Raw genomic sequence first — 26,323 nt, 5'->3', positions numbered from 1 at the left:
GTTTCGGACGATGAAACGAGAGGACAATATCCAGTGCGTTACGCCTACGCCATTACCAGCGCTCTACTGCTCGGCGGCGCGACCGCGACGCTCGCGCTCCAGCCCGGCACCTCTTCGGGGACCGGCCAGGTCGCCCAGAACGAACCCGGTGCGATCCAGGCGGTCGTGCCCAAGCCCGGCGCGCCGATGAGCTTTGCCGACATGGTCGCGCGGCTCCAGCCCGCGGTCGTGAACATCTCGACCAAGCAGACGATCGTCCAGAAGCAGCAGGCCAACCCGTTCGCGGGCACGCCGTTCGGCGAGCTGTTCGGCGGCATGGGCGGCGGTCCGCAGGGTGGCCCGCCGGTCAAGCGCGAGGGCGCGTCGCTCGGCTCGGGCTTCCTGATCTCGGCGGACGGCTATGTCGTCACCAACAACCATGTGATCTCGCCGGGCGCGCAGGGCGCGACGGTCGATTCGATCACGGTGACGCTGAGCAACAAGAAGGAATATGTCGCCAAGGTCATCGGCAAGGACCAGGAATCGGACCTGGCGCTGCTGAAGATCGACGCGCCGAACCTGCCCTTCGTCAAGTTCGGCGATTCGAACGGCGCGCGCGTCGGCGACTGGGTCGTCGCGATCGGCGAGCCGTTCGGGCTGGGCGGCACGGTGACCGCGGGGATCATCTCGGCGATCAACCGCGTCACCGGGCAGGGCGGCGCGTATGACCGCTTCATCCAGACCGACGCGTCGATCAACCAGGGCAATTCGGGCGGGCCGATGTTCGACCTGAACGGCAATGTGATCGGCGTGAATTCGCAGATCTTCAGCCAGTCGGGCGGCAATATCGGCATCGGCTTCGCGATCCCCGCGGCGACTGCCAAGCCGATCATCGCGACCTTCATGAAGGGTGGCACGATCGAGCGCGGCTATATCGGCGTGACGCTGGGCCGTGGCGGCACGATCGACGAGGATACCGCAGCGGCGCTCGGCATCGCCAAGAACCAGGGCGAGCTGATCAACGACGTCACCGCGGGCGGGCCCGCGGCGCGCGCCGGCGTGCGCGCGGGCGATGTGGTGACCAAGGTCAACGGCCAGGTCGTGACGGTCGACCAGTCGCTGTCCTATCTCGTGTCGAACGTGAAGCCGGGTCAGACCGCGCGGCTCGACATCCTGCGCAACGGCAAGCCGACGAGCGCGAACGTGGTCGTCGTGCCACGGCCGAGTGCTGACAAGCTGGCGGCGACGCTGGGCGGCGACGCGCAGGGCTTCGGCACCGACGACGGCGATGACGATGACGCAGCGACCGGCGCGGCACCCACCGCGGGTGCAGCGCTCGGGATCGGTGTCCAGCCGCTGACCCCGGCGATCGCGCAGGCGGTCGGCGTCGAGGCGGGCACGCAGGGCGTGGTGATCGCGGCCGTCGCGCAGACGAGCGATGCGTTCGGCAAGCTCAAGCGCGGCGACGTGATCATCTCGGTCAACGGCACGCCGGTGCGCAGCGCAACCGAGCTGCAGGGCGCGGTCACGACGGCCAAGGCCGCCGGGCGCCCGCAGGTGCTGTTGCAGGTCAAGCGCGGGCGCGGGCCGGCGCAGTTCCTGCCGGTCAAGATCAAGTAATCTACCCGACACTCGCGTGTCCCGAAGGACCGTCGCTCACCCGAGCGGCGGTCCTTTTTCTTTGCGGGGCGCGGGGTTAGGATCGGGATCGACAGCGAGGACATAGCAGCATGGGCGACGGCATCTTCATCGGCGCGAGCGCGGACGGTACGCGGCAGACGCTCGAGCTCAGACGCGCGAACCGGCACGGGCTGATCGCGGGCGCGACGGGGACGGGCAAGACCGTGACCGTGCAGGGGATCATCGAGGGGTTTTCCGCGAACGGCGTGCCGTGCTTCGTCGCGGACGTGAAGGGCGACCTGTCGGGGCTCGCCATGGCGGGGTCGCCGACGGCGAAGACGCATGCGATCTTTGCCGAGCGTGCGAGCGCGATCGGCGATGACGGCTGGGCCTATGCGGACACGCCGGTGCAGTTCTGGGATCTGTTCGGTGAGCAGGGGCATCCGATCCGCACGACGATCAGCGAGATGGGGCCGGTGCTGCTCGCGCGGCTGCTCGACCTGAACGAGGTGCAGGAGGGGGTGCTGACGATCGCCTTCCACGTCGCGGACACCGAAGGGCTCCTGCTGATCGATCTCGACGATCTGCAGGCGATGCTGAGCGAGTGCGCGGGGCGGGCGGACGAGCTGACGACGACGTACGGCAACGTGTCGAAACAGTCGATCGGCGCGATCCAGCGTGCGCTGCTCCAGTTGCGGTCGCAGGGCGCGGAGCATTTCTTTGGCGAGCCCGCGCTCGAATTGCGCGACTTCATCGGCGTCGACGACCGGGGGCGGGGGCTGGTCAACATCCTTGCCGCGGACAAGCTGATGGCGAGCCCCAAGCTCTATTCGACGTTCCTGTTGTGGCTGATGAGCGAGCTGTTCGAGCAGCTTCCCGAGATCGGCGATCCCGACAAGCCGGTGCTGTGCTTCTTCTTCGACGAGGCGCATCTGCTGTTCGATGCCGCACCCAAGGCGCTGCTCGACACGATCGCGCAGGTTGTGCGGCTGATCCGGTCGAAGGGCGTGGGGGTGTATTTCATCACGCAGAACCCGATCGACATTCCCGAGACGATCGCGGGGCAGCTCGGCAACCGGGTGCAGCATGCGCTGCGCGCGTTCACGCCGCGCGACCAGGCGGCGGTGCGCTCCGCAGCGGAGACGTTCCGGGCCAATCCGGGGGTCGATGTCGCGACCGCGATCACCGAGCTGAAGGTGGGGGAGGCCTTGGTGTCGCTGTTGCAGGCGGACGGATCGCCGACGCCGGTTGCGCGCACGCTGATCAAGCCGCCGGTGTCGCGGGTCGCGCCGATCACACCCGCCGAGCGCGCGGTGATGATCGAGACGGATGCGATCGGGGCGAAATACGACACTTTGGTCGATCGCGAGTCGGCGGAGGAGCTGCTCGCGGCGAAGACCGAGGCGGCGAGCGCGGCAGCGGCCGAGGCGAAGGCGACGACCGCGGCGGAGAAGGCGGCGGTGGCGCAGGCGAAGCTCGACGCGAAGGCGGCGCGCGAGGCGCGGGCGGCGGAGCGCGAGGCTGAGCGGGTGGAGCGCGCGGCGGAGCGCGAGGCGGCGGATTCACCTTGGGCGAAGATGGCGTCGTCCGCGACGCGGGCGGCGAGCTCGTCGATCGGGCGGCAGGTGGCGAACGAGATCGGGAAACAGGTGTTCGGGACGACCAGCCGGTCGCGGTCGCGCGGCGGGGCGTCGGGGGGTGGTCTTGTGGGGAGCGTGCTGCGCGGGGTGTTGGGGGGGTTGTTTCGGGGGTGATGGGGGTGGGGTGCGGACGGTCGTCGCACCCGAAGCGCCCCACCCTGCGAAGCCGCCCCGCCCTCCAAGCTGCCCAGCCCCCGAAGCCGCCTCCCCGGCGGAGGCCGGGGTCCAGTTGGGGAGGTCGCGGTAACGGAGCGCCGTCCCGCATCACTGGCGTGCCCCAACTGGGCCCCGGCCTTCGCCGGGGTGGTGGGGGGTGTGGGGGCTGGCGTGTCCTTCCCCATGGTCACCCGCGAAGGCGGGTGCCCAGACTGGGTCCCCGCCTTCGCGGGGACACAAGGGGGAGCGGGGGCGTGTGATCTCCCGCATACCACCCCGGCGGAGGCCGGGGCCCAGTTGGGGAGGTCGCGGTAACGGAGCGCCGTCCTGCATCACTGGCGTGCCCCAACTGGGCCCCGGCCTTCGCCGGGGTGGTGGGGTCTGGCGGGTCCGATCTCGCTTGCACCTCCCCCGGTCTTCGCCGGGGTGGTGGAGGGGGTGGGGTGCTGTGGTATAGGGCGGCATCGGCACGGGCCGGGCGTTGGCCGGGCCGGTGCACCACGTCTTGCAAAGGTACCCGATCATGTCGCTCGATTTCGAATCCACCACCGACTGGGCCGCGATCGGTGAGGAGAGCCTCGATGCGGCGATCGAGTTGCGGCGCGCGATCCATGCGGATCCCGAGGTCGGGCTGCACTGTCCGCGCACATCGGACAAGGTGAAGGCGGCGCTGGCGGGGCTGCCGCTCGAGATCCGCGAGGGGACCTCGACCACCGGCTTCGTCGCGATCCTGCGCGGCGGGCGGGGCGGCGGTACCGCGGGGGGCAATGGGCGGACCGTGCTGCTGCGCGGCGACATGGATGCGTTGCCGATGCAGGAGGAGACCGGGCTGCCGTTCGCGTCGAAGGTCGACGGGGCGATGCATGCATGCGGGCATGATTCGCATACCGCGATGCTGGTCGGCGCGGCCAAGGCGCTGTGCGCGCGGCGGGACGATCTGCCGGGGACGGTCGTGTTCATGTTCCAGCCGGGCGAGGAGGGGCATCACGGTGCGCGGCACATGATCGCCGACGGGCTGCTCGATGCGCCATTGCCCGAGGCGGGGTTCGCACTGCACATCTCGCCCAACATGCCGATGGGGCATGTCGTCAGCCGGTCGGGGACGCTGATGGCGTCGACCGACACGCTGCGCGCGACGATCACCGGGCGCGGCGGGCATGCGGCGATGCCGCACGACTGCCTCGATCCGCTGCCGATCGCGTGCGAGATCGTCACCGCGCTACAGACCTATGTCGCGCGGCAGGTGGCGGTGACCGATCCGGCGGTGCTGTCGATCACCAAGCTGAATGCGGGGTCGGCGCACAACGTCATTCCGTCGAGCGTCGAGATGCTGGGGACGATGCGGACGCTGTCCGAGCGGACGCGCGAACAGCTGCGCGCGGCGTTCGTGCGGATGGTCGAGGGGATCGCCGCGGCGCATGGCGCGGTGGGGACGCCGACGATCGAGCAGGGCTATCCCGTCACCGTGAACGATCCGCGCGCGACCGATCTGATCAAGGCGGTGGCGACGACGATCGGCGGCGAGGGCGCCTATCAGGTGATGCCGCCGATGATGGGGGCGGAGGATTTCTCCTACGTGCTGCAGAAGCTGCCCGGCGCGATGGCGTTCATCGGGGCTGCGCCCGAGGGGAGCGACCCGCGGACCAACCCGCCGCTGCACAACACGAAGATGACGATCGACGAGCGGGTGATGGCGCACGGGATCGCGGTGCACTGCGCGGTGGCGGAGCGGTTTCTGGCGAACGGGTTCGATTGAGGGGGGCGTGCGCTCCGCCGGACTGATCCGGGGGAGCGTGCGCGCCACCCTGTTGTTCCTCCCCGGCGAAGGCCGGGGTCCAGGTGGAGAGGTTGGCGTAACGGAGCGGTGCCCGCGGTTACTGCCGTCCCCCAATTGGGCCCCGGCCTTCGCCGGGGTGGTAGCGGGGGGCGGTTACTTCTTGATCAGGCCGATCTCTACCAGGCGTTCGTAGAGATAGTCGTGCGCGGTGATCGGGGTGGGGTAGCGGTTGGGGTTTTCCGCGGTGACCGTCGCCGGCAGCGTCTGAATCAGGAAATCCGGCGCGGGATGCAGAAAGAAGGGCATCGAGTAGCGCGAATGGCCGCGGCGTTCGGGGGGCGGGTTGACGACGCGGTGCGTGGTCGAGGGCAGGACGTGGTTGGTCAGCCGCTGGAGCATGTCTCCGACATTGACGACCATCGCGCCCTCGGGCGGCTTGATCGACAGCCAGCGGCCGTTGGCGCGGTCGAGCAGTTCGAGGCCCGCCTCTTCCGCACCGAGCAGCAGGGTGATGAGGTTGATGTCCTCATGCGCGCCGGCGCGGACGCCCTCGGCATCGGCGGGGATCGGCGGGTAGTGGAGCAGGCGCAGGACGCTGTTGCCGTCCTTGACCGCGGGGTCGAACCAGTCGGGCGCGAGCTTCAGGTGGCGCGCGATCGCGGAGAGCAATTTGTCGCCCGCGGTGTCGAACGCCTTGAACAGGTCGAGGAAGACCGGCTTGAAGCCCTCGGGACGGGTCGGCCAGACGTTCGGCGACATCTGCGCCGCGTAGCGGTGGCCGGCGGGGAGCTCGCGGCCGACGTGCCAGAATTCCTTGAGGTCGACGACCTTGGCGTCCTTGGCGATCTCGGTCTTGAACGGGGTGTAGCCGCGCGCGCCGCCGCCGCCGGGGGCGAAATAGCCGCGCTTTTCGTCCTCGGGCAGCTCGAACAGCGCCTTGGTCTCGGCCCAGGCCTGGTCGATCAGCTCGGTCGGGATGCCGTGATCGGCGACGATCGCAAAACCGAAGCGTTCGAACGAGTTGCCGAGCGCGGCGGCAAAGCCGTCGGGGTCGCGCGCCTGATCGGCGAGGCTGAGTGTGGGAACCTGGGCGGCGGGGCTGTCGAGCATGGAAGGATGTCCGGATAGGGGAGCGCCGATATAGCGACGCGGGCGCGCGGTGCCAATTGCCTGGCGGGATTTCGCGGGGTGGCGGGGCGATTCCGGCACCTCTCTTGCCGTCATCCCCGCGGAGGCGGGGATCCAGATGTTCGGACGTCGGTGATGGAGTCGTGAGGCTTGCCGGTATGGATCCCCGCCTTCGCGGGGATGACGGTTGGGGGGCGTTGCTGCCGGGGGGTTGGGGGCGTTGCCGCCGGGGGATTGGGGAGCGTTGCTGTGGGGGGGGATTGGGGGCGTGGCCTCCCGGGGGATTGGGCGCGTCGCATTCGTGCGCGTGGCAGGGTGGATAGCGGGTTTCGTAGGTAGCGATAACGCGGTAGGGCGCCGCATCATGACCGCAGAAACCTTAGTATCCGACGCGCCTGCGATGCGCGGCGCGCCGATCGGCTTTGTCGAGTTCGTGGCGCTGGTCGCAGCCCTCATGTCGCTGACCGCGCTGGGGATCGATTCGATGCTGCCCGCGCTGCCCGCGATCGGCGAGTCGCTGGGGATCGCGAGCGAGAACAGCCGGCAATATATCGTGACCGCGTTCGTCATCGGCTTCGGCGTCGCGCAGCTCGTCCACGGGCCGCTCGCCGACCGGTTCGGGCGCCGCACGGTGCTGCTCTGGTCGCTGGGGCTGTACGCGCTCGCCAATGTCGCCTGCGCGCTGGCGGGAAGCTTCACATTGCTGCTGATCGCGCGGGTCGCAGGCGGTGCGGTGATCGCGGCGGCGCGGGTCGCGACGATCGCGCTGGTGCGTGACTGCTATCACGGGCGGGCGATGGCGCGGGTGATGTCGATCGCGTTCATGGTGTTCATGATCGTGCCGATCCTGGCGCCGACCTTCGGCTGGAGCGTGCTGCAGTTCGGCGACTGGCGCGCGATCTTCTGGGTGATCGCAGGCCTGACGCTGGTCGTGCTCGCCTGGTTCTGGGTGCGGATGCCCGAGACGCTGGCGCCCGAGAACGTCCTGCCGATCACGCCGGCGCGGATCCTGTCGGACTGGCGGCAGACGCTCAGCGACCGGCTGTCGCTCGGCTATACGCTGGCGGCGACCGCGCTGATGGGGTCGCTCTATGGCTATCTCAACTCGATCCAGCAGATCATGGCGGACGTGTTCGCCAAGCCCGACCTGCTCGCGCTGATCTTCGCGGTCACCTCGGTGACGATGGCGGCGGCCAATCTGATGAATTCGCGGATCGTGATGAAGCTCGGCACGCGGCTGATCAGCCACTGCGCGCTGTCGGGGCTGATCCTGGTGTCGCTGGTGCATCTGGGCGCGATCGAGGCGAACTGGGAATCGCTCACCAGCTTTGCGGTGTTCCAGGCACTGACGCTCGGCTGTTTCGGGCTGGCGACGTCGAATTTCTCAGCGATGGCGATGGAGAATATGGGGCGGATCGCCGGCACCGCGTCGAGCGTGCAGGGGTTCGTCAGCGTCACCGCGGGCGCGGTGATCGGCGCGATGATCGGCCAGGCGTTCGACGGGACGACGGTGCCGCTGGTGCTCGGCTTCCTGCTCGCGGGGCTCGCGGCGCTGGCAGTCGTCGCGCTGACGGAACGGGGCCGCCTGTTCCGGCCTGCGATCGTCGTCAAACCGGCCGAGTGACGGAACCGGGCACGCGTGCCCGCCGTTCCTTGACGCGAGACCGCACGACGCGGCCTGAGCAGGAGCGATAGCATGGGCGGACATCAGGTTCCCGGCATGGGCACGGGCGACGACGGGTATGACGAGGACGGCTATGACGAGAGCCAGCGCGCCGAGATCCTCGAGGCGACACGCAGCGGCCCGGTCGACGGCGCGATCGTCACCGATCTGAGCCCCGATCTGGGCACGGACGACGACGAGGACGAGCCGATCGACGACATCGACATGGATTCGGAAGCGGTCGGCCAGACCGATTCGACCGTGACGATGGACGAGGATGATATCGACGAGGACGATGTGCAGGACGAGCTCGACGATGGCAGCATCGACGATGACGAGCTGGACGATGCCGACGACGTCGCGCTGAAGCCCTGATCCCTGCGATCCCCCGACGCGCGTGCGGCAGCGATCCCCGCACGCGCGTCCCGCTTCGATGTAGGAGGCGCGCGTGCGTATCGTGATCGCAACCGGCGGCGTGATGCCGATCCTCCTGGGATGCGGCCTGGGCGGCTGCTCGGACCCAAAGCAGCAGCAGCTCGACGTCACCGCGGCGGCGGCGCGCGCGCAGCAGAACATCGCGCGCTATGCGGCAGACAGCCGCCCCGGCCGGCATCCCGTCGGCACCACCAAGATCGCGGCGGCGGCGCCCGAGACCTTGCCCGAGGCGGCGGCGGCGGTGGTGCGACGCTATTACCAGCGGATCGCGGCGCGTGACTTTGTCGGGGCGCGCGCGCTCTGGTGTCGCGACGGCGAATCCTCAACGCTAGACCGTGCGGGGTTCGCGGGCCGGTTCGCACGTTATGCCCGATACGATGCCAGCGTCGCCGCGCCGGGCAGTGTCGATGCCGGGGCGGGCCAGCTGCACATCTCGGTCCCGGTGCGCGTGACGGGGACGCTGAGCGACGGGACGCGCTTTGCCGATGACGGGATGGTTCTGCTGCACCGCGTCAATGACGGGATCGAGACCGCGAGCGCCGAGGCGCATCTCTGGCGGATCGAATCCACCTCGGTCGACCCGGTGATCCCGCCGCCGCGCGCGCCCGTCACCAGCGCGCCCAGACGCCGCTAAGCCGCTGAAACCCGGGTATCCGTAGCGTCTTGCCGACGCCCGGGAAAAGCCACGAAGCCGCCATGATGGCCGCGGTTTCGCCCCTGTTCGTTCATCGGACCGTCAGAAACCGTTGCCATCTTGCCACAGCCGGCGATTGTTCCCGAAATCGACGCACGGCGGTGCAACATTTTCGTCATCGACCTGTTTGGAGGGCCTGAGTGTCACGCGCCACGGGTTGTCCGGGGCGGCGGGACCCAGAACGAAACAAGAAGGTCATTCGAATATGCGTAAGCTTTCCATCGCAGTCGCCATCGCAGCAGCCGCCCTCGCCGCTCCGGCGTTCGCGCAGGACATGTCGGCTCCTGCCCCCACCGACAACAGCGCAGCGCCCGGCGAAGCCGCTGCACCGGACGGCTCGAAGGCCTTCGGGATCGAGCCGTATTTCGGCGTCATGGGCGGTTGGGAGCAGTTCGACAACGAAGCCGGCCACGGCATCCCGCAGGCGCTGAACGCCAACGGCACGCTGCGTCGCGGCTACAAGCCCTCGGGTTCGCTCGTTCAGGGCGTCCTGGGCGTCAACGTTCCGCTGGGCCCGGTCTTCGTCGGCGCAGAAGGTAACGTGATCAAGGGCATCGATGGCAACATCGACTGGCAGTATGGCGCAGCAGGCCGTTTCGGTCTCCGCGCTGGTGACAGCGGCCTGATCTACGGCAAGGTCGGCTACCAGTGGGTCAACTTCGACCATTTCTCGGGCCTGTCGAACACGGTTCCGAACACGAACCGCGACTATAGCGCGATCACCTACGGCATCGGCGCCGAAGTCGGTCCGCAGAGCATCGGCCTGAAGGGCATCACCGGCAACGCCGGCTTCCGCATCCGCGCCGAGGTCAACACCTTCGGCGACGCGCAGAGCTTCCGCCCGATGCTGGGTATCGTCACGCACTTCTGAGCCTTGGCTTAGGTACGTGAAATCGGGCGGGGTGCGAGCGATCGCACCCCGCCCTTTTTGTGTCCGGCGCGGATCGGCCGGGCCGCGTGGAGAGGCGTCGGGCGGTGCCATGACGTCCTCCTGATGTTCCCGATGCGTTCTGGCGCATTTCCGACTCGCTTCGCCGCATGTGAGTCGACGGGCGAGTGACATCGACTCGTGGCCGCGTAGGCGCGAAAGGCGATGGAGTATGTGTTTGATTTTATGCGGTTGCTGAGCGGCAATCGCGGGACGGGTGGCGCTCGTCGTCGGAGCGGTCCGGGTCTCGCGCTACAGCTCCGCCTGGTGTTCTACGGCGTGCTGATCGGGCTGATGGTGCCGACGTTGCGCAAGATCGACTGGTCGCCGCTCGTCCCGCCGGGCCTGAAGGTCGAATGGCCGACCGGATTCGGCGTGACCTGGCCCGCGGGGCAGCTCCACGTGCCGGGCGGCTGGGGACGGCTGCGCGATACCGCCACCGATGTCGCGCCGTCTGCCGCGGGTCTGGGCAGCACGGCCGCGACCGCGGCGGCTGCGGCGGCGGGCGCGGCGGGCGGGCTGATCGTCGGGGCGGGGTCTGGGGCCGTGTCCGGGGCTGGGGCCGGCGCGGTGGGGGCGGGGAAGGCGGTGTCGGCGCGCTTCACGATCTGTGGCCGGGCCAAGCGGGTCAACTGCATGGTCGATGGCGACACCTTCTGGATGAACCGCACCAAGATCCGCATCGCCGATATCGACACCCCCGAAACGCACCCGCCGCGCTGCAAGGCCGAGGCACGCGCGGGCCACCGCGCGACGCTCCGGATGCAGGCGCTGCTCAATGCCGGGCCGTTCACGCTGACGCGGATCAAGCGCGACGTCGACAAATATGGGCGGAAGCTGCGGCTGGTGCAGCGCGACGGGCGGTCGCTGGGCGACACGCTGGTCCGCGAGGGGCTGGCGCGGCGTTATGGCGGGGGGAAGCGGTCGCCCTGGTGCTGAGGGGGCTCTGGTCGTCGTAACGTGACGGCACTGGGTCCACGGCGGCGATCACGAAGTCGGTTCAGCCCGTTTGGGTTCCCGCCCTCGCAGAAATGACGACCCTTTCGGAATCAGGCGAGGCGTGCCGCACAGGCCGCCTTTCAGGCGGCGTTGCGGATCAGCAGGTCCTTGGCTGCCAGACGCTGATGCAGCGCGTCGGCGGACAGTTCGAAGCCGTTCGGCCAGGCCAGCGCGCCGCCTTCGATAAAGGCGCGGGCGAAATAGGCGTGGTCGGCGAGCGGGCGCGTCATGACCGTGTCGCGGGTTATGAGGTCCGCCGCGGACCAGTGCGCGGCGCTGCCGTCCGAAAAGACGAGGTCCAGCGTATCGTCGCCGGTAATGGCGAGGCGAACGAGGTTAATCACGAACGTCTGCACCGACACTGCTGCGGACCTGGGCCACGTCGGCAAGTGCGGCAGCGATCAACGCCGGGTCGCCGTCTTCGAAGACCGCTTCGAGATAGGCGAGCATTGCGGCATCGCTATCGAGATGCGCGGTTGGGCTCCAGCCGGTCGTTTTGATGCCCATCAGTCTGACTCTCCAAGCCTCGGCGATCATCGTCGCCTTGCCGGGGTTTGTCACCTGCCGTCTGCAGAACGAGGCCGGCATGGGCAAAGCCCATGCCGTCGGCCGGCGCTGATGGCGCCGCCGGCCGGTCGCGCTGCCGGGGCGGGGTTTAGCGGTGGCTAAACCCGCGCGCGGCGCGACTTATTCCGCCGCAACCCCAGCCAGCGAGAACATGTCGCCGCCGTCGGCGAGGTCTTCGTTCGCGGCGGGGCCCTTCTTGGCGGTCTGGCGCTTGTCGAAGCTGTCCCAGACGTCGTTCCACTGGCCCTTGGTCGCGGCCTTCGAATATTCGGTGGCGCGCTGTTCGAAGAAGTTGGCGTGCTCGACGCCGTTGAGCATCGGGGCGAGCCAGGGGAGCGGGTGCTCGTCGATCATGTAGATCGGCTTGAGGCCGAGCTGCGTCATGCGCCAGTCGGCGATGAAGCGGATATACTTCTTGATCTCCTTGGGGGTCATGCCGTTGACCGGACCCATCTCGAAGGCGAGATCGATGAAGTTGTCCTCGAGCCGGATCGTCGTCTGGCAGACATCGGCGATGTCGTCCTTGACCGCCTTGGTGAGGCACTGACGCTCGGCGCAGAAGGTGTGGAACATCTTGATGATGCCCTCGCAGTGCAGCGATTCGTCGCGGATCGACCAGGTGACGATCTGGCCCATGCCCTTCATCTTGTTGAAGCGCGGGAAGTTCATCAGCATCGCGAACGAGGCGAAGAGCTGGACGCCCTCGGTGAAGCCGCCGAACATCGCGAGCGTGCGCGCGATATCCTCGTCATTGTCGACGCCGAAGCTCTGCATGTAATCATGCTTGTCCTTCAGCTCGGCATATTCGAGGAAGGCGCCATATTCGCTCTCGGGCATGCCGATCGTGTCGAGCAGATGGCTGTAGGCGGCGATGTGCACCGTCTCCATGTTGCTGAACGCGGCCAGCATCATCTTGATCTCGGTCGGCTTGAACACGCGGCCGTATTTCTCGTGGTAGCAATCCTGCACCTCGACGTCGGCCTGGGTGAAGAAGCGGAAGATCTGCGTCAGCAGGTTGCGCTCGTGATCGCTGAGCTTCTGCGCCCAGTCGCGGCAATCCTCGCCCAAGGGCACTTCCTCGGGGAGCCAGTGGAGCTGCTGCTGACGCTTCCAGAATTCGAACGCCCAGGGGTATTCGAACGGCTTGTACTGCTTGCGGGCTTCGAGGAGGGACATGGGATACTCCGGGAGAAATTTGGGAAATTGAGGAAACTGGTGAATCTAGAAACGGCTTGAACTGGTGATGACGACGACGAGGAACAGCAGCGACGCGATCGGTGCGGCGATCATCAGCACGCGGCCGCGCTGGCGGATCTTGCCGATGTCGAGCGCGCCGGGGTTCCAGCCGGGGGTCGGACCCCAGAAGGTCTCGCCGCGAAAGTCGCCCGACCAGGGATTATGGTCGAGCCGGCTCCAGTGACGGCCGAGGATCATGTTCGCCGCGCAGATGCCGACGACCGCGAGGATCAGGACGAGCGTGTTCACGATTCGAGCGTCCATTGCCACATCGCGCCCGCCGAAAGCGCGAGCACGATCGCGCCCGAGGTGAGCATGATGCCGATCATCCGGAAGGCATAGACCTGCTTGTCGCTGACATCGGGGCTGCGCAGCCGCAACAGCATCGCGACGCCGATGATCCCGAGCAGGGCCGCGACGACAAACATGATGGCGCTGCCATAGGTCATGCGACCAATGCCCGAGACGCGCGTTCTGCACCCGGACCCACCACAGGAGACGCAAAATGGTCGACGCAACCCAGATCAAGGAACACGCTGAAGTCATCGGCGCGGACGGCGTTCATGTCGGTACCGTCGATCATGTCGACGGCGACCGCATCAAGCTGACCAAGAATGATTCGCCCCAGTCGCAGGACGGGCAGGGCGCGAAGCACCATTACATCTCGCTCGGCCTCGTCGCCGAGATCGAGGGTGACAAGGTCCGCCTGAGCGCGACCGGCGCGAACGCGCTGACGTTCGAAGAGAGCGAGTAACCGCGCGGCGCCCTCTCCCGAGCGGAGGGGGCGCGCCGAGTGCACGACAGGGGCGTTCCGGAGCGATCCGGGGCGCCCTTTTCGCGTCGGACGTACGCGGCTGCGGGCCGTGGCACAGGGCACCCGAATCGGGGTGGCGTCGGCCGATGTCCGCCCGGCGGCAGAGTGCGATTTGCTGCGCATGTCGTCTCCGTCCTAGCTGGGCCCGGCGTCGCCGATGGGCGGCGCTGCGTGACGCCATTTATCTACATGATCGGGCCGGATATCGCTATGCACTTATTTCGATAAGAGCCGCGAATTATCCGACTTGCACCTAGGGATGGTGTGGTGGGGCGCGTTTCGACACCAGATACGGGATCGGGCGTCGGGGCGGGCTCGGGTGGTCGAGACCCCTGCGAGCCCGCGGAATTCCGCGGGTTTCGGGGCCGGACAGGCGCTGTCCGGGCCCCGAAACGACGCGATCAGGCAGCTGTGGGGTCGTCGTCGACCGGGGCCGCGCGCCCGGCGGTCGGGAGCAGTGCGGCGAGCGCTGCGATCGCGTCGCCGGTGAAGTGCCGGACCGCGCCCTCGGGGCCGATCTGGAGCGCATGCTCGGGCGTGAGTGTCGCGGCGCGCTGATGCTCGGGATCGAGCGTGGTCCAGGTGCGGACCGCGGTCTCCAGGCTGGTCACCTCGGCGACGTCGGTGTCGCCGCGGGGCACGTTTTCGAGCGCGGCGCTCATCCGCCAGTCGATGTCGGGCGGCGTCGTGTCGCCCCAATAGGCTTCGGTCATCGTCATACCTCCATCACGCGAGAACCCCATGGAAGCGCCCGGTGGCCGGCGGAGGTTCCGTGGTCAGCCGGCCTCGGTCCGCGCCGCGGCGGTGCGCAGCAGGACATAGCCGAGCGCACCCGAGGCGAGCGACGCGGCGAGCACCGCGAGCGACGCCATCTCGGTCCGCTGCGCATCGGGAAAGGCGAGATTGGCGATGAACAGCGAGATGGTGAAGCCGATCCCCGACAGCGCACCGATCGCGAGCACCATCCGCCAGGTGACCGCGTCGGGCAGTTCGGCAGCGCCCGCCTTGACCGCGAGCCAGGTCGCGGTGACGAAGCCGAGCGGCTTGCCGAACGCGAGGCCTGCGAACACGCCGATCCCGAGCAGCGATCCCGCGGCGTCGGCGAGCAGGTCCGACGAGAAGTGGATCCGCACGGCCGACAGCGCGAACAGCGGCAGGACGACATAGGACACCCAGGGGTTGAGCATCTGGACGAGGCGTTCGGCGGGTTCGTCGGTCGCCTCGGTCATTTCCTGGATATAGCCGAGCTGTTGCTGCGCCTTGCGCTGGATTTCCTCATTGTCCTCGGGGTCGCCCGACTCCGCCTCGTCGACCGCCCGCTTGAAGCGGTCGATCGGGGCCTGGACGCGCTCCGCGAAGCGGCGCTCGGACAGCCGTGACTGGGTTGGCGACAACAGCCCGAGCATCACCCCGGCGATCGTCGCATGGATGCCAGACGCATAGACGCCCGCCCAGACGATCAGCCCGAGCAGCACATAGGGGATGGGCGAGACGAGCTTCAGCCGCAGCAGCACGAAGATCGCGACATAGGCGACCGCCGCGACGACGAGCATCGGCAGGACCAGGGTGCCGGTATAGGCGACCGCGATGACGAGCAGCCCGCCGACATCGTCGATCGCGGCAAACGCCAGCAGCACCGCGCGGATCGAGACCGGCAGCCGGGTCGCGAACATGCCGATGATCGCGAGCGCGAACGCGGTGTCCGAGGTGATGACGGTGCCCCAGCCGCTCGCGGCTTCGGTGCCGTAGTTGAAGGCGAGATAGACCGCGACGGGGACGAGGATCCCGCCGATCGCGCCGGCGAGCGGGAACATCGCGGTGCGCACGGTCGACAGCGCGCCCTTGGTGAATTCGCGCTTTACCTCCGCGCCGATGATCAGGAAGAACAGCGGCAGCAGCGCCTCGTTCACCCAGTCGGCGAGCGGGTGCGCGGCGCGGAAGCTGCCGAGCCGGATTTCGAGCGTGCTGTCCCACATCGTCTGATAATCATGCGCGATCGGCAGGTTGGTGCAGACCAAGGCGACGATCGTGGCGATGAGCAGCGGCCCGCCAACGACCTGATCGGCGGCGAAGAACGGCGCGAGGCGGTGGAGGAAACCGGCGGCGGCGGGCGAATGATGCGCGCGCGCCGCCAGCTTGCCGGAGAGACGGGGGGTGAGGGCCATGATGTTCCAGGATCGCGTCGGCAGGACGCGCGTGCGGGTATAACGGTGCAGACCGCCTGTCGTATCCCTTGCCGTATCCCTTGGGCGCGTGGGACACTTCTGCCGGCGGACCGACGCCGCCGGGGGTTGCGTCGCGCGTCACCTGCGGTATCGCCGCTGGCAGGAGGCCGCGCGCCATGACGACCATCGGAACCAAGATCGACGAGACGGGGACGCTGATCCGTGACGGCGGTGCGTTCTATCTGCGCCGCGACATGGGCGGGCGCTACGAGCTCGAGCTCCACCGCACGCCGGTCGACCTGGTCGAGAAGCGCGTCCGGCTGGTCGGCACGCTGGTCGGCGACGATCTGGTGAATGCGGACGGCGTCTCGCCGGTCTGAGAGGCGGCCCGGGGTGGATCGCTGCCGCCCGGATGCTACACCCCTCCCCGAATCAGGGGAGTAGTCCATGCATCGTCGTCGGTTTCTAACGAGTGCCGCTGCCGCGTCCGTCATCGGCGCGGTCCCGCTGAAGGGGGCCGCCGCGGCGGGATCGCGCGATGCGGCACTGCGCACGATGCTCGACCGGTTCTTCTATGCGCGGCTCGACGACTCGCCCGAACAGGCGACGCGGCTGGGGCTCGACACGGGGACGCGCAGCGGCCTGAAGGCGCGGCTCGACGACCAGTCGGCGGCGGGACGTGCGCGCGAGCTGGCGCAGGCGACCAAGGAACTCGCCGAGCTGCGCGCGTTCGGGACGGGCGGGCTGTCGAGCGACGCCGCGCTCGACCACGAGATCGTGACCTATCAGCTGACGCGCGCGGTCGCGGGCGCGAAGCGGTTCACCTATGGCAGCAGCCTCGGGCGGTTCGCCCCCTATGTGCTGAGCCAGCTGACCGGGCCGTATCGCGACGTGCCCGATTTCCTCGAATCGCAGACGCGGGTGCGCGATGCGGGCGAGGCGGACGCGTATCTGCAGCGACTGTCCGCGCTGCCCAAGGCGATCGACGACAGCAGCGAGCAGCAGCGCAGCGACGCGGCACGCGGCGTGTTCGCGCCTGACTATATCCTCGACACGACGCTGAAACAGCTGGGCAGCGCGATGGAGGGCGCGGCCGCGGAGAGCGTGATGGTGACGAGTTTCGCCACCAAGCTGAAGGCCGCGGGGCTGCCCGACGACCGCGTCGCGCGCGCGACTGCGATCGTCGAGCGCGACGTCCGCCCCGCGCTCGAGCGGCAGCGTGCGCTGGTCGCCGAGTTGCGCGCCAAGGCGGTGCACGATGCGGGCTGCTGGCGGCTGCCCGATGGCGACGCCTATTATGCCGCGGCGGCGGAGGCCGCGACGACGGTGGCGATGAGCGGGGACGAGATCCACCGCCTCGGCCTCGCGCAGGTCGCCGAGATCGGCGCGCGGATCGACGGCATCCTGAAGACGCAGGGGATGACGCAAGGCACCGTCGGCGAGCGGCTGGTGGCGCTGAACAAGCGACCCGACCAGCTTTACCCCAACACCGATGCGGGCCGCGACGCGTTGCTCGCGCATCTCAACCGGCAGATCGTCGCGATGCAGGCGCGGCTGCCCGAGGCGTTCGCCAGCCTGCCCAAGGCGCCGGTCGAGGTGCGCCGCGTGCCGCCGACGATCCAGGCGGGCGCGCCGGGCGGCTATTACCAGAACGCCTCGCTCGACGGGTCGCGACCGGCGATCTATTACATCAACCTGCGCGACACGTTCGACCGGCCCAAATTCGGGCTCGCCACGCTGACGCATCACGAGGCGGTGCCGGGGCATCACCTCCAGGTCAGCCTCGCGCTCGAGAGCGAGCAGATCCCGCTGATCCGCCGGCGCGGGTTCTTCAGCGGCTATTCGGAGGGCTGGGCGCTTTACGCCGAACAGCTCGCCGACGAGATGGGGATGTACGAGGGCGATCCGCTGGGGCAGGTCGGCTATCTGCAGTCGCTGCTGTTCCGCGCGACGCGGCTGGTGGTCGACAGCGGGATGCACGCGAAACGCTGGAGCCGCGAAAAGGCGACCGATTACCTGATCGCGACGACAGGCATCGCACGCGGCCGCAGCCAGGGCGAGATCGACCGCTACACCGTGTGGCCCGGTCAGGCGTGCAGCTACAAGATCGGCCACACGGTGTGGACCCGCCTGCGCGACGAGGCGAAGGCGCGGCCGGGATATACGCCGAAGGGCTTCCATTCGGTGCTGCTGAAGGGAGCGATGCCGCTGGCGATCCTCGAACGCGTGGTGCGCCGGACGGGGGCGGGGGCTTAGGCCCCCCAGCTTGCCGACGCGGCCGGACCGCGGTGACTTTTGCAAAAATTCCGCAGCGGAAACTTGTGCGTTGCCGGGGGGTTGTTGGGCGGGGGCTCTCGAACCGGACATGGTCCGGCGCGGCGCCCGGACTGGCCTGGAGAAATGTCGCGTGCGCCAAGAACCGTCATCACCCTCCGACGGGAGCGTCGTATCGACCGGCCTCGACCCGCTGAACTATATCCTCGACGGCGGCTATGCGTATAACCGCGTCCACCTGATCGAGGGCGAGCCGGGGTCGGGCAAGACGACGCTCGGGCTGCAGTTCCTGCTCGCCGGGCGCGATGCGGGCGAGCGGTGCCTGTACATCACGCTGTCGGAAAGCCGCGACGAGCTGCTCCATGTCGCCAGGACGCATGGCTGGGACATGACCGGGGTCGACATCTTCGAACTGGTGCCGCCCGAGCTCAGCCTCGACGTCGATCGCGAACAGTCGATCGTCTATTCGTCCGATCTCGAACTCGGCGAGACGGTCAACATGGTGATGGAGGCGGTCAGCAAGGTCGAGCCGACGCGGATCGTGTTCGACAGCCTGTCCGAGATCCGCCTGCTCGCGCAGGGGCCGCTGCGGTTCCGCCGGCAGCTGCTCGCGCTCAAGCATTATTTCGCGCAGCGCGGCTGCACCGCCTTGTTCCTCGACGATCTGACGCAGACCGAGGACGATCTTAGCCTGCACAGCCTGGCACACGGCGTCGTCCGGCTCGAACAGATCGCGTTGCCCTATGGATCCGAGCGGCGGCGGCTGCGCGTGTACAAGATGCGCGCGCGCGCGTTTCGCGGCGGCTTTCATGATTTCGTGATCCGGCGCGGCGGGCTGCAGATCTTTCCGCGGCTGACCGCGGTCGCGCATCCCGATACCGGTTTCGTCGACCGGCTGGCGTCGAGCGGGATCGAGGAGCTCGACACGCTGTCGGGCGGCGGGCTGGATTACGGGACGACGACACTGATCATCGGGCCGTCGGGATCGGGCAAGACGACGCTGTCGCTGCAATATGTCTTCGCCGCACTCGAACGCGGGGAGAAGGCGCTGTTCGTCAGCTTCGACGAGACCGAGCGCGTGTTCATGCGCCGCGCGGCGGGGATGGACCTCGACTTGAGCGACCATGTCGCGGCGGGGCGGCTGTGTTTCCGCCAGGTCGATCCGGGCGAATTGTCGCCGGGCGAGCTGACCGGGATCATCCGCGACCAGGTCGAGCGGGTCGGCGCGACGGTGGTCGTGCTCGATTCGCTGTCGGGCTATCAGCTCGCCATGCCCGAGGAGCAGCACATGCTGCTGCAGATGCACGAGGTCGTGACCTATCTGAACCAGCAGGGCGTGCTGGGGCTGCTGGTGCTGACGCAGGCGGGGATGATCGGGACGATGCAGTCGCCGGTCGACCTGACCTATCTGGCGGATTCAGTGATGCTGCTCAGGTTCTTCGAGGCGGATGGCGCGATCCGGCGGGTGATGTCGTTCCTGAAACGCCGGATGGGTCCGCATGAGGGGACCTTGCGCGAGTTCCGGATCGACAGCGGCGGGATCCGCGTCGGGCCGCAGCTTACCGGGTTTCGCGGTGTGCTGACCGGCACGCCCGAATATGGGGGCAGCGCCGCCCTGCTGACGAACCGTGACGAATCCTGACCGACCGGCGATGATGACCGACGATTTCCTGGTGGTCGCGCCGACCGGCCGCGACGCCGACGTGACCGCGCAGGTGCTGCGCTCTGCCGATATCGCCGCGGTGCCGGATGCCGACGGGACCGCGCTGTTCGCGGCGATCGCGGGGGGCACGCATGCCGGCGCGATCCTGACCGACGACGCGCTGTCGCGGCTCGACCAGGAGCGGCTGCTCGCGGCGATCGCGGCGCAGGCGCCCTGGTCCGACTTTCCGTTCATCCTGCTGAGCAAGCGCGGCGAACCGCGGCGCGGCGCGCGCGAGGTCGAGGCGGTCGCCAACGTCACGCTGCTCGAACGCCCGCTGCATCCTGCGTCGCTGGTCAGCGCGGCGCGGGCGGCGCTGCGCGCGCGGCAACGCCAGCGGCTGGCCGCGCGGCATTTCGAGGACCGCGAAAAGGCGCGCGCCGAGCTGCGCGATCTGGCCGACACGCTGGAGGCGAAGGTCGAGGCGCGGACGCGCGAGCTGGCGGCGGCGAACGACCGGCTGACCGCGGAGATCGCCGAGCGCGAGCGGGCCGAGGCGCGGCTGGTGCAGGCGCAGAAGATGGAGGCGATCGGCCAGCTGACCGGGGGCATCGCACATGATTTCAACAATCTGCTGACCGCGGTGATCGGCTCGCTCGACCTGTTGCTGCGGCGGACCGACGACGAGAAGATCCGGCGGCTGGCGAGCATGGCGTTGCAGGCGGGCGAGCGCGGCGCGACGCTGACCGCGCAGCTCCTGTCCTTTTCGCGGCGCCAGCATCTGTCGCCGGTGCCGGTCGAGCCCAATCAGGTCGTCGCGTCGATGGCGGATTTGCTCGCGCGGTCGATCGGTGCGGCGGTGACGGTCGAGCTCGACCTGGCGGACGATGTCTGGCGCGCGATGGTCGATCCGACGCAGCTCGAGGTCGTGCTGCTCAACCTGGCGATCAACGCGCGCGACGCGATGCCGTCGGGCGGAGTGGTGCGGATCGCGACGCGCAACCTGGCCGCGGTGCCCGACGCGCTGACCGCCGAGCTGAACCCGGGCGCCTATGTCGCGATCGAGGTCGCCGATACCGGTGCGGGCATGACCCCTGCAGTGCTGGCGCGTGCGTTCGAGCCGTTCTTCACCACCAAGGGGCAGGGCAAGGGCACGGGCCTGGGGCTCGCGCAGGTCTACGGCTTTGCCCGCCAGTCGGGCGGCACGGTCCGGATCGTCAGCGCGGAGAACGAGGGGACGGTAATCACCTTGTACCTGCCGCGGACGACCGAGGTCGCCGATCCGGTCGCGATCGAGCGGCTGACCCAGGCGACCGGGTCGCGGCAGCGGATCCTGGTGGTCGACGACGACAATGACGTCCGCGGGGTCGCAGCGCAGATGATCGAGGAGATCGGCTATCAGGTGGTCGCGGCGGCGAGCGGGACCGAGGCGCTGACCGAATTCGGGCGCGCGTCGTTCGACCTGGTGCTGACCGATGTGGTGATGCCGGGCATGTCGGGCGTCGACCTGGCACGGCGGATCCGCGCGGTCGCCCCCGCCATGCCGTTGCTGTTCGCGAGCGGCTATGCCGATGTCGCGACGTTCGGCGACGAGCTGGCGGCGGAGACGGTGCTGAAGAAACCCTATCGCATCGGCGAGGTCGCGGCGCGGATCGGCGACGCACTGTCGGCGGAGTCGACGCAGTAGCGCAGGTGACGGACATTGCAGCGTTTCGCGGTGGCGGTGCGGTGTATAGGATGGGGTAAGGCCCGTGCGTGTAGGGTGATCAGGGACGCAGGATTTCGGACCCGGGGTGGGGGCAAGGTGGGGCAGCGTGACTGAGCGGCATGGATTCCTGGGTGACGGACCGCTCGCGGCGCTGATCGCTGCGTTCGACTGGTCGGCGACCCCGCTCGGGCCGATCGAGGGCTGGCCGCCGCATCTGCGGACCGTGGTGTCGATCCTGTTGCGCGCGCCAGTGCCGATGGCGCTGCTGTGGGGCGAGGAGGGGATCCTGCTCTACAATGCGCGCTATGCGACGATCGCGCAGGACAAGCACCCCGCGATCCTCGGCATGCCGGTGCGCGAGGCCTGGACGGAGGCGGCGGCGTTCAACGACGGCGTGGTGCGCGCCGGGATGGCCGGCAAGACGCGGAGCTATGCGCGGCAGGAGCTGACGCTGTACCGCCATGGCGAGCCCGAGACGGTGTTCCTCGACCTCAATTATTCGCCCGTGCTCGATGCGGACGGGGTGCCCGCGGGCGTGCTGGCGGTGGTGATCGAGACGACCGACGCGGTGCTCGCCGAGCGCAGCCTGCGCTGGGAGACGCACAGCCTCGAGACACTGAACGTCACCGGCGCGGCGCTGGTCGCCGAGCTCGAGCTCGAGCCGCTGATCCAGATGGTCACCGATGCGGGGGTCAAGCTGACCGGGGCGGAGTTCGGGGCGTATTTCCACAATTTGATGGACGAGACCGGCGAGCGGCTGCACCTGTTCACGCTGGCCGGGGCGGAGCGTGCGGCGTTCGAGAAGCTCGGGCGGCCGCGCGCGACCGCGGTGTTCGGACCGACCTTCCGCAACGAGGGCGTGATCCGTTCGGACGATATCCGCACCGACCCGCGCTACGGGAAGAGCGCGCCGCATTACGGGATGCCGCGCGGGCATCTGCCGGTGCGGAGCTATTTGTCGGTGCCGGTCACGTCGCGCACCGGGGTGGTACTGGGCGGGTTGTTGTTCGGCCATTCCGAGCCGGGCCGCTTCGGCGAACGGCACGAGCGGCTGCTGGTCGGCGTCGCGGCGCAGGCGGCGATCGCGATCGACAATGCGCAATTGTTCAAGGCGGTGCAGGAGGTCAACGACACGCTCGAACAGCGCGTGGCGGAGCGGACCGCGGAGCTGACCCAGGCGCACGAGGCGCTGCGCCAGGCGCAGAAGATGGAGACGCTGGGCCAGCTTACCGGGGGTATCGCGCATGATTTCAACAACCTGCTGACGGTGATCCGCGGATCGACCGACCTGTTGCGGCGGCCCGACCTGAGCGCGGATCGGCGCGACCGCTACATCACCGCGATCGCCGACACCGCCGATCGCGCGACCAAGCTGACCAACCAGCTGCTCGCCTTTGCGCGGCGATCGTCGCTGACCCCCGAGGTGCTCGACGTCCGCGCCGTCGTCAGCGGGATGACCGACATGCTGGCGACGCTGTCGGGATCGTTCATCGACATCGCGCTGAGCCTGCCCGACACGCCGTGCCTGACGCATGCGGATGCGAGCCAGCTCGAGACCGCGATCGTCAATCTGGCGGTCAATGCGCGCGACGCGATGGCGGGGCGCGGCGCGCTGAGGATCGTGGTCGGGCGCGCGGCGCGGATCCCGGCGGTGCGCGGCCATGTCGCGCGCGACGGCGATTTCGTGACGATCGGCGTACGCGACACGGGCAGCGGGATCGACCCGGCGCATATCGAGCATATCTTCGAGCCGTTCTTCACGTCGAAGGCGATCGGCCACGGCACCGGGCTGGGCCTGTCGCAGGTGTTCGGCTTCGTGAAGCAGTCGGGCGGCGAGGTGATCGTCGAGAGCACGCCGGGCGCAGGCGCGACCTTCACGCTGTATCTGCCGCATGATCCGACCGGCGTGCCGGCGGGGGTCGGCATCGCGGCGGAGGCGCGCGGCGACGGGCCGTCGCTGCGGATCCTGGTGGTCGAGGACAATGCCGCGGTCGGCGACTTCGCGATGTCCGCGCTCGCCGATCTGGGGCACGCGATCGTGTTCGCGCGCGATGCCGAGGAGGCGCTGGCGATCCTTACGCGGGAGGTGGACGCGTTCGACGTGATGTTCTCCGACGTGGTGATGCCGGGGATGAACGGCGTCGCGCTGGCGCAATATGTCCGCCGGGACTTTCCCGCGATGCGCGTGCTGCTGACCAGCGGCTATAGCGACGTGATTTCGAAGGACGGCGCGCAGGGCTTTGCGCTGTTGCACAAACCCTATTCGATGGCGGAGCTCGCGCGCGCGCTGCATGCGGTGATGGAGGCGGACCGGCCGCTGGCGGCGGGCGCGTTCTAGAGCACGGCGCTGTCGGTGAGGCGGTGGACGTCGCCGAGCAGCCGGTCGAAATAGTCGGTGCGCGGCGCATCGAAGGTGACGATGTAGAGCAGCCCGGCGACGATCGCCGCGCGTGCCTCGCCCCGACGCGGCAAATCGTCGGCGTCGACATAGGCATAGCCGAAGCGGATGCCGGCATGGCCGAGAAACGGGTCGGGCACCGCGGTGGTGAGCGTGAAGTCCGCGATCCCGCCCGCGCTGCGATAGGTCGATTCGAGCAGTTCGGGGATCTCGGCGAGCAGCATCGCGCCGGTGTAGCGGGGCAGCGTCCTGCGGCGCCGGGGTTCGCGCAGCAGCGCCTCGCCGGGTGCGATCCCGCCGAACCACGTGACCGCGTTGAGCCGCTCACCGTCGAGTGTCCAGACCTCGGCCTTGCGGCCCGGTCGGGCGGAAAGCTGGTTCCAGTCGCGCGGCGGGGTGACGGTGATCGTGCGGGCGACGCGGACCGGCTTGCCCTGCGCGCGATAGGCGTTGGCATCGGCGGGCGCGGGCAGGAGCATGAGGAGGGCAGGGAGCAGCGGGTAGCGCATCAGCGGTCCTCCGGGGCGGCGATCAGGGCCGCGATCATGCCCGCATCGCCGGCGGCGGGGTCGAGCGCGAGATAGCGGCGCAGTGCGGCCTGTCCCTCCGCGAGGCGACCGGTCCGGACCAGTGCCAGCCCCAGCCCGCGCTGTGCGGCGGCGAGGCCCGGGTCGAGTGCGGTGGCCTGCGCGTAGAAGTGCGCGGCGTTGACGAGGTCGCGGGGGTTGCCGCGGGCGCGGTGCAGGTCGCCGCGCGCGCGCCAGAGTGCCGCGGTCCAGCCGCGCGCGGCACAGGCGGCGATCAGATAGGCGCTGGCGCCGAAATCGTTGAGCTTGATCTGATCGTCGAGGAACAGCGGCAGCCACGGCGCGAGCGCGTCGGCATGGCGGTCGGCGCCGTCGTCGCGGTCCGCCGCGTCGGGCAGGGCGAGCGCATCGAGCGTGGCGGCGCGTTCGGCCTCGGGCGGATGCGAGGCGTAGAAGCCGATGCGGTCGAGCCGGGGGCGGTGCGCGCCGCGCGCAACCGCGGAGGCCCCGGCCTCGGCGATCGCGTTCTGCCACAGCTGCGCGGCGGCCTGCGGGCGGAGGCGGCTGGCGTTGAGATAGCCGATCCCGAGCCGATCGGCCTCGCGCTCCTGATCGCGCGAGAAGCGGTAGAGCGCGCCGTAGACCGATCGGCCAAGCGTGGCGAAGCGGCGGCGCAGATCGGCATCGGGGGCCATCGCGGCGAGCACCGCGCCCCAGCCGAGCAGGTCGGATCCGGTGCGCTGCGCCCGGAACTGCGCGAGCGTGTGGCGGCGTTCGAAATGCCCGAATTCATGCCCGAGCACCGCGCCGAGCTCGGCCTCGCTGCGCGCGCGGAGCAGCAGCCCGCTGAACACGCGCATCGTCCCGTTCGCCGCCATGCTTGCGTTGAACAAAGGCACCCGCAGGACATAGACGCGCACGCCGGCGCAGCGCGCCGCGCCGACCGTGTCGCAGAGCGCGCGGCGGACATAGGCGTCGAGCGCGGCGTCGCGGATCAGCAGCGGCGACAGCGCGAGCTGCCGTTCGTCCTCGTCCGCCTCGGCCCAGGCGCCGATCTCGTCGACGCCGACCGGTTGATAGGCGCCGGCATAGGGGGGCGGGGCCGGCGCGGTGGCCGCGAGCAGGGCAAGGGCGAGCGCGGTGACGGTCATCGGGGGGCGGGGGTGCTGCCGGGGAAATCGGCGAGCAGCTGCTGGACGCGGCGGGCGGCGCCTTCGGGGGTGCGCAGGTCGCCGCCCATCGCGCGGTCGGCGTTGAGCCAGAGCAGGTCGCCCGTCCGCAGATCGACCAGCCCGGCATAGCCCGCATGTTCGCCCGCGCTGAGCGGGATGCCGGGCCCCAGCATCGCGACGATCTGCAGCAGCTTGCGCCCGGTCGAGCCATAGGCGTCGCTGGTGCTGAGGAAGAGCGCGTAATCGGCGTCGCGCGCGCCGGGCAGCCGCGCGATCCCCGGGCCGAGCGTCCACTCGAACCGCCCGGCCTGCGTCGCCCGTTTCTTGGTCGGCAGCCGGTCGCCGGCGAAGAACTGATAGCGGATCACCGATTGCGAGACCGCGGCGAACAGCGCGGCATAGTCCGCCACGAGCCGCGCCGCATCGCCGTCCGCTACGGGCGCGGCGACCACGCGGTTGCCGAGCGCCTGTTGCTGCGCGGCGAGTGCGGTTTCGATGTTGCGGCGGGCCTGGTCGGTCCAGTCGCCATTGGGTTCGAACATCCCGCCGGTCGATCGCGCCCCGACGCGTATGCTCGGGCGGATCAGGAGGATGGTCCTGCCGCTGCCCGGGGGGAGCGTGAAGCCGGTCTTCTGCGCGCTTCTCTGGCGGGCGGCGGCGGGTGAGGCGGGCGCGAGTGTCAGGGCCGGGGCCAGCAGCATGATCGCCAGACGCGTCGCGAGCCTTGTCCCCATCGACGCCCCCCAGCGCGCTGTCCCGGCGACCGGGCTAGGCCGCGCGCACGGGGGCGACAAGCCGCAG

25 protein-coding genes are annotated in these 26,323 nt (G+C 69.2%); 14 read left to right on the top strand and 11 right to left on the bottom strand.

Features of this window, described 5'->3' with window-relative positions; genetic code table 11:
- The first annotated feature begins 33 nt into the window (after positions 1-33).
- The 3 genes from J3A66_RS08075 (at position 34) to J3A66_RS08065 (ending at position 5,151) form a co-directional block, all read left to right on the top strand.
- Positions 34-1,599 (top strand): Do family serine endopeptidase, encoded by a 1,566-nt coding sequence (locus J3A66_RS08075; protein ID WP_209568162.1) that lies wholly within the window; start codon positions 34-36, stop codon positions 1,597-1,599.
- Positions 1,600-1,709: 110 nt separating this feature from the next.
- Positions 1,710-3,353: a helicase HerA-like domain-containing protein gene (locus J3A66_RS08070; RefSeq protein ID WP_056409078.1), complete on the top strand. Its 1,644-nt coding sequence runs from the start codon at positions 1,710-1,712 to the stop codon at positions 3,351-3,353.
- A gap of 565 nt (positions 3,354-3,918) precedes the next feature.
- On the top strand, positions 3,919-5,151 hold the full coding sequence (locus J3A66_RS08065; protein ID WP_209568161.1) for a M20 family metallopeptidase: 1,233 nt from the start codon (positions 3,919-3,921) through the stop codon (positions 5,149-5,151).
- Positions 5,152-5,325: 174 nt separating this feature from the next.
- On the opposite strand, the gene J3A66_RS08060 is transcribed toward J3A66_RS08065, so the two are convergent.
- Complete coding sequence (locus tag J3A66_RS08060; protein ID WP_209568158.1) at positions 5,326-6,282, bottom strand: isopenicillin N synthase family oxygenase; 957 nt, start codon at positions 6,280-6,282, stop codon at positions 5,326-5,328.
- A 382-nt stretch (positions 6,283-6,664) separates the two neighbouring features.
- On the opposite strand from J3A66_RS08060, the gene J3A66_RS08055 reads away from it, so the two are divergent.
- The 5 genes from J3A66_RS08055 to J3A66_RS08035 all read left to right on the top strand — a co-directional run bounded on the left by J3A66_RS08055 (position 6,665) and on the right by J3A66_RS08035 (position 10,959).
- Positions 6,665-7,924: a multidrug effflux MFS transporter gene (locus tag J3A66_RS08055; protein WP_209568156.1), complete on the top strand. Its 1,260-nt coding sequence runs from the start codon at positions 6,665-6,667 to the stop codon at positions 7,922-7,924.
- 72 nt (positions 7,925-7,996) lie between these two features.
- Complete coding sequence (locus J3A66_RS08050) at positions 7,997-8,338, top strand: hypothetical protein (protein WP_037530490.1); 342 nt, start codon at positions 7,997-7,999, stop codon at positions 8,336-8,338.
- A 73-nt stretch (positions 8,339-8,411) separates the two neighbouring features.
- Positions 8,412-9,032 (top strand): hypothetical protein, encoded by a 621-nt coding sequence (locus J3A66_RS08045; protein WP_209568154.1) that lies wholly within the window; start codon positions 8,412-8,414, stop codon positions 9,030-9,032.
- A gap of 265 nt (positions 9,033-9,297) precedes the next feature.
- Positions 9,298-9,963, top strand: coding sequence for a hypothetical protein (locus J3A66_RS08040; RefSeq protein ID WP_056409088.1), 666 nt, complete (start codon positions 9,298-9,300; stop codon positions 9,961-9,963).
- 231 nt (positions 9,964-10,194) lie between these two features.
- Complete coding sequence (locus J3A66_RS08035) at positions 10,195-10,959, top strand: thermonuclease family protein (protein WP_348634016.1); 765 nt, start codon at positions 10,195-10,197, stop codon at positions 10,957-10,959.
- 140 nt (positions 10,960-11,099) lie between these two features.
- Here J3A66_RS08035 and J3A66_RS08030 read toward each other — a convergent pair whose 3' ends face one another.
- From J3A66_RS08030 to J3A66_RS08010, 5 genes are all read right to left on the bottom strand, one after another.
- A complete protein-coding gene (locus J3A66_RS08030; protein WP_209568151.1) occupies positions 11,100-11,375 on the bottom strand; it encodes a DUF2442 domain-containing protein in 276 nt (91 codons plus the stop codon).
- The gene (locus tag J3A66_RS08025) at positions 11,356-11,526 is read right to left on the bottom strand and encodes a hypothetical protein (protein ID WP_159043616.1); all 171 of its coding nucleotides are present in this window, start codon (positions 11,524-11,526) and stop codon (positions 11,356-11,358) included. Before J3A66_RS08025 ends, J3A66_RS08030 begins: the two co-directional genes overlap by 20 nt.
- Before the next feature lie 180 nt (positions 11,527-11,706).
- Complete coding sequence (locus J3A66_RS08020; RefSeq protein WP_056409090.1) at positions 11,707-12,762, bottom strand: ribonucleotide-diphosphate reductase subunit beta; 1,056 nt, start codon at positions 12,760-12,762, stop codon at positions 11,707-11,709.
- Positions 12,763-12,807: 45 nt separating this feature from the next.
- Positions 12,808-13,071 (bottom strand): hypothetical protein, encoded by a 264-nt coding sequence (locus J3A66_RS08015; RefSeq protein WP_031396613.1) that lies wholly within the window; start codon positions 13,069-13,071, stop codon positions 12,808-12,810.
- Positions 13,068-13,271, bottom strand: a complete 204-nt coding sequence (locus J3A66_RS08010) for a hypothetical protein (RefSeq protein ID WP_031396614.1) — start codon at positions 13,269-13,271, stop codon at positions 13,068-13,070. The genes J3A66_RS08015 and J3A66_RS08010 overlap by 4 nt, the downstream gene beginning before the upstream one ends.
- Positions 13,272-13,327: 56 nt before the next feature.
- On the opposite strand from J3A66_RS08010, the gene J3A66_RS08005 reads away from it, so the two are divergent.
- Positions 13,328-13,576: a DUF2171 domain-containing protein gene (locus J3A66_RS08005; RefSeq protein WP_031396615.1), complete on the top strand. Its 249-nt coding sequence runs from the start codon at positions 13,328-13,330 to the stop codon at positions 13,574-13,576.
- A 461-nt stretch (positions 13,577-14,037) separates the two neighbouring features.
- Here the strand turns inward: J3A66_RS08005 and J3A66_RS08000 are convergent, their stop codons facing one another.
- Together J3A66_RS08000 and nhaA are read right to left on the bottom strand one after the other, a co-directional pair.
- Positions 14,038-14,355 carry a hypothetical protein gene (locus J3A66_RS08000; RefSeq protein WP_244654776.1) on the bottom strand — a complete coding sequence of 106 codons (318 nt, stop codon included), beginning with the start codon at positions 14,353-14,355 and terminating at the stop codon, positions 14,038-14,040.
- Between the two features lie 57 nt (positions 14,356-14,412).
- On the bottom strand, positions 14,413-15,801 hold the full coding sequence (gene nhaA, locus J3A66_RS07995; protein ID WP_209568149.1) for a Na+/H+ antiporter NhaA: 1,389 nt from the start codon (positions 15,799-15,801) through the stop codon (positions 14,413-14,415).
- Between the two features lie 176 nt (positions 15,802-15,977).
- On the opposite strand from nhaA, the gene J3A66_RS07990 reads away from it, so the two are divergent.
- From J3A66_RS07990 to J3A66_RS07970, 5 genes are all read left to right on the top strand, one after another.
- On the top strand, positions 15,978-16,181 hold the full coding sequence (locus J3A66_RS07990) for a DUF5818 domain-containing protein (RefSeq protein WP_031440577.1): 204 nt from the start codon (positions 15,978-15,980) through the stop codon (positions 16,179-16,181).
- A gap of 67 nt (positions 16,182-16,248) precedes the next feature.
- Complete coding sequence (locus J3A66_RS07985) at positions 16,249-18,057, top strand: DUF885 family protein (protein ID WP_209568147.1); 1,809 nt, start codon at positions 16,249-16,251, stop codon at positions 18,055-18,057.
- 151 nt (positions 18,058-18,208) lie between these two features.
- Positions 18,209-19,717, top strand: a complete 1,509-nt coding sequence (locus J3A66_RS07980; RefSeq protein WP_234387640.1) for an ATPase domain-containing protein — start codon at positions 18,209-18,211, stop codon at positions 19,715-19,717.
- A gap of 13 nt (positions 19,718-19,730) precedes the next feature.
- Positions 19,731-21,404 (top strand): response regulator, encoded by a 1,674-nt coding sequence (locus tag J3A66_RS07975; RefSeq protein WP_209568145.1) that lies wholly within the window; start codon positions 19,731-19,733, stop codon positions 21,402-21,404.
- Between the two features lie 127 nt (positions 21,405-21,531).
- Positions 21,532-23,763 (top strand): ATP-binding protein, encoded by a 2,232-nt coding sequence (locus tag J3A66_RS07970; protein WP_209568143.1) that lies wholly within the window; start codon positions 21,532-21,534, stop codon positions 23,761-23,763.
- Here the strand turns inward: J3A66_RS07970 and J3A66_RS07965 are convergent.
- Genes J3A66_RS07965 through J3A66_RS07955 form a run of 3 tightly spaced genes read right to left on the bottom strand, consistent with a single transcriptional unit; the run spans position 23,760 to position 26,256 of the window.
- Positions 23,760-24,332 carry a hypothetical protein gene (locus J3A66_RS07965; protein ID WP_209568141.1) on the bottom strand — a complete coding sequence of 191 codons (573 nt, stop codon included), beginning with the start codon at positions 24,330-24,332 and terminating at the stop codon, positions 23,760-23,762. The two genes, J3A66_RS07970 and J3A66_RS07965, sit on opposite strands and share 4 nt — an antisense overlap.
- Positions 24,332-25,501, bottom strand: coding sequence for a M48 family metallopeptidase (locus tag J3A66_RS07960; protein WP_209568139.1), 1,170 nt, complete (start codon positions 25,499-25,501; stop codon positions 24,332-24,334). The genes J3A66_RS07965 and J3A66_RS07960 overlap by 1 nt, the downstream gene beginning before the upstream one ends.
- Positions 25,498-26,256: a hypothetical protein gene (locus J3A66_RS07955; RefSeq protein ID WP_348634015.1), complete on the bottom strand. Its 759-nt coding sequence runs from the start codon at positions 26,254-26,256 to the stop codon at positions 25,498-25,500. The genes J3A66_RS07960 and J3A66_RS07955 overlap by 4 nt, the downstream gene beginning before the upstream one ends.
- Positions 26,257-26,323 lie beyond the last annotated feature (67 nt).

Source organism: Sphingomonas sp. PvP018 (genome assembly GCF_017876865.1).
GTDB classification, from domain to species: Bacteria; Pseudomonadota; Alphaproteobacteria; order Sphingomonadales; family Sphingomonadaceae; genus Sphingomonas; species Sphingomonas aerolata.
This window is presented reverse-complemented; position numbering and strand designations above follow the sequence as displayed.

What these genes read in the sequence shown, in the direction of transcription:
- J3A66_RS08025 (WP_159043616.1), bottom strand. Translation starts at nt 11,526, where the DNA reads ATGGGCATCAAAACGACCGGCTGGAGCCCAACCGCGCATCTCGATAGC.
- J3A66_RS08040 (WP_056409088.1), top strand. Translation starts at nt 9,298, where the DNA reads ATGCGTAAGCTTTCCATCGCAGTCGCCATCGCAGCAGCCGCCCTCGCC.
- J3A66_RS08010 (WP_031396614.1), bottom strand. Translation starts at nt 13,271, where the DNA reads ATGACCTATGGCAGCGCCATCATGTTTGTCGTCGCGGCCCTGCTCGGG.
- J3A66_RS08005 (WP_031396615.1), top strand. Translation starts at nt 13,328, where the DNA reads ATGGTCGACGCAACCCAGATCAAGGAACACGCTGAAGTCATCGGCGCG.
- J3A66_RS08050 (WP_037530490.1), top strand. Translation starts at nt 7,997, where the DNA reads ATGGGCGGACATCAGGTTCCCGGCATGGGCACGGGCGACGACGGGTAT.
- J3A66_RS08055 (WP_209568156.1), top strand. Translation starts at nt 6,665, where the DNA reads ATGACCGCAGAAACCTTAGTATCCGACGCGCCTGCGATGCGCGGCGCG.
- J3A66_RS07990 (WP_031440577.1), top strand. Translation starts at nt 15,978, where the DNA reads ATGACGACCATCGGAACCAAGATCGACGAGACGGGGACGCTGATCCGT.
- J3A66_RS07985 (WP_209568147.1), top strand. Translation starts at nt 16,249, where the DNA reads ATGCATCGTCGTCGGTTTCTAACGAGTGCCGCTGCCGCGTCCGTCATC.
- J3A66_RS07960 (WP_209568139.1), bottom strand. Translation starts at nt 25,501, where the DNA reads ATGACCGTCACCGCGCTCGCCCTTGCCCTGCTCGCGGCCACCGCGCCG.
- J3A66_RS07975 (WP_209568145.1), top strand. Translation starts at nt 19,731, where the DNA reads ATGACCGACGATTTCCTGGTGGTCGCGCCGACCGGCCGCGACGCCGAC.
- J3A66_RS08060 (WP_209568158.1), bottom strand. Translation starts at nt 6,282, where the DNA reads ATGCTCGACAGCCCCGCCGCCCAGGTTCCCACACTCAGCCTCGCCGAT.
- J3A66_RS08000 (WP_244654776.1), bottom strand. Translation starts at nt 14,355, where the DNA reads ATGACGATGACCGAAGCCTATTGGGGCGACACGACGCCGCCCGACATC.
- J3A66_RS08065 (WP_209568161.1), top strand. Translation starts at nt 3,919, where the DNA reads ATGTCGCTCGATTTCGAATCCACCACCGACTGGGCCGCGATCGGTGAG.
- J3A66_RS07965 (WP_209568141.1), bottom strand. Translation starts at nt 24,332, where the DNA reads ATGCGCTACCCGCTGCTCCCTGCCCTCCTCATGCTCCTGCCCGCGCCC.
- J3A66_RS07955 (WP_348634015.1), bottom strand. Translation starts at nt 26,256, where the DNA reads ATGGGGACAAGGCTCGCGACGCGTCTGGCGATCATGCTGCTGGCCCCG.
- J3A66_RS08020 (WP_056409090.1), bottom strand. Translation starts at nt 12,762, where the DNA reads ATGTCCCTCCTCGAAGCCCGCAAGCAGTACAAGCCGTTCGAATACCCC.
- J3A66_RS08070 (WP_056409078.1), top strand. Translation starts at nt 1,710, where the DNA reads ATGGGCGACGGCATCTTCATCGGCGCGAGCGCGGACGGTACGCGGCAG.
- nhaA (WP_209568149.1), bottom strand. Translation starts at nt 15,801, where the DNA reads ATGGCCCTCACCCCCCGTCTCTCCGGCAAGCTGGCGGCGCGCGCGCAT.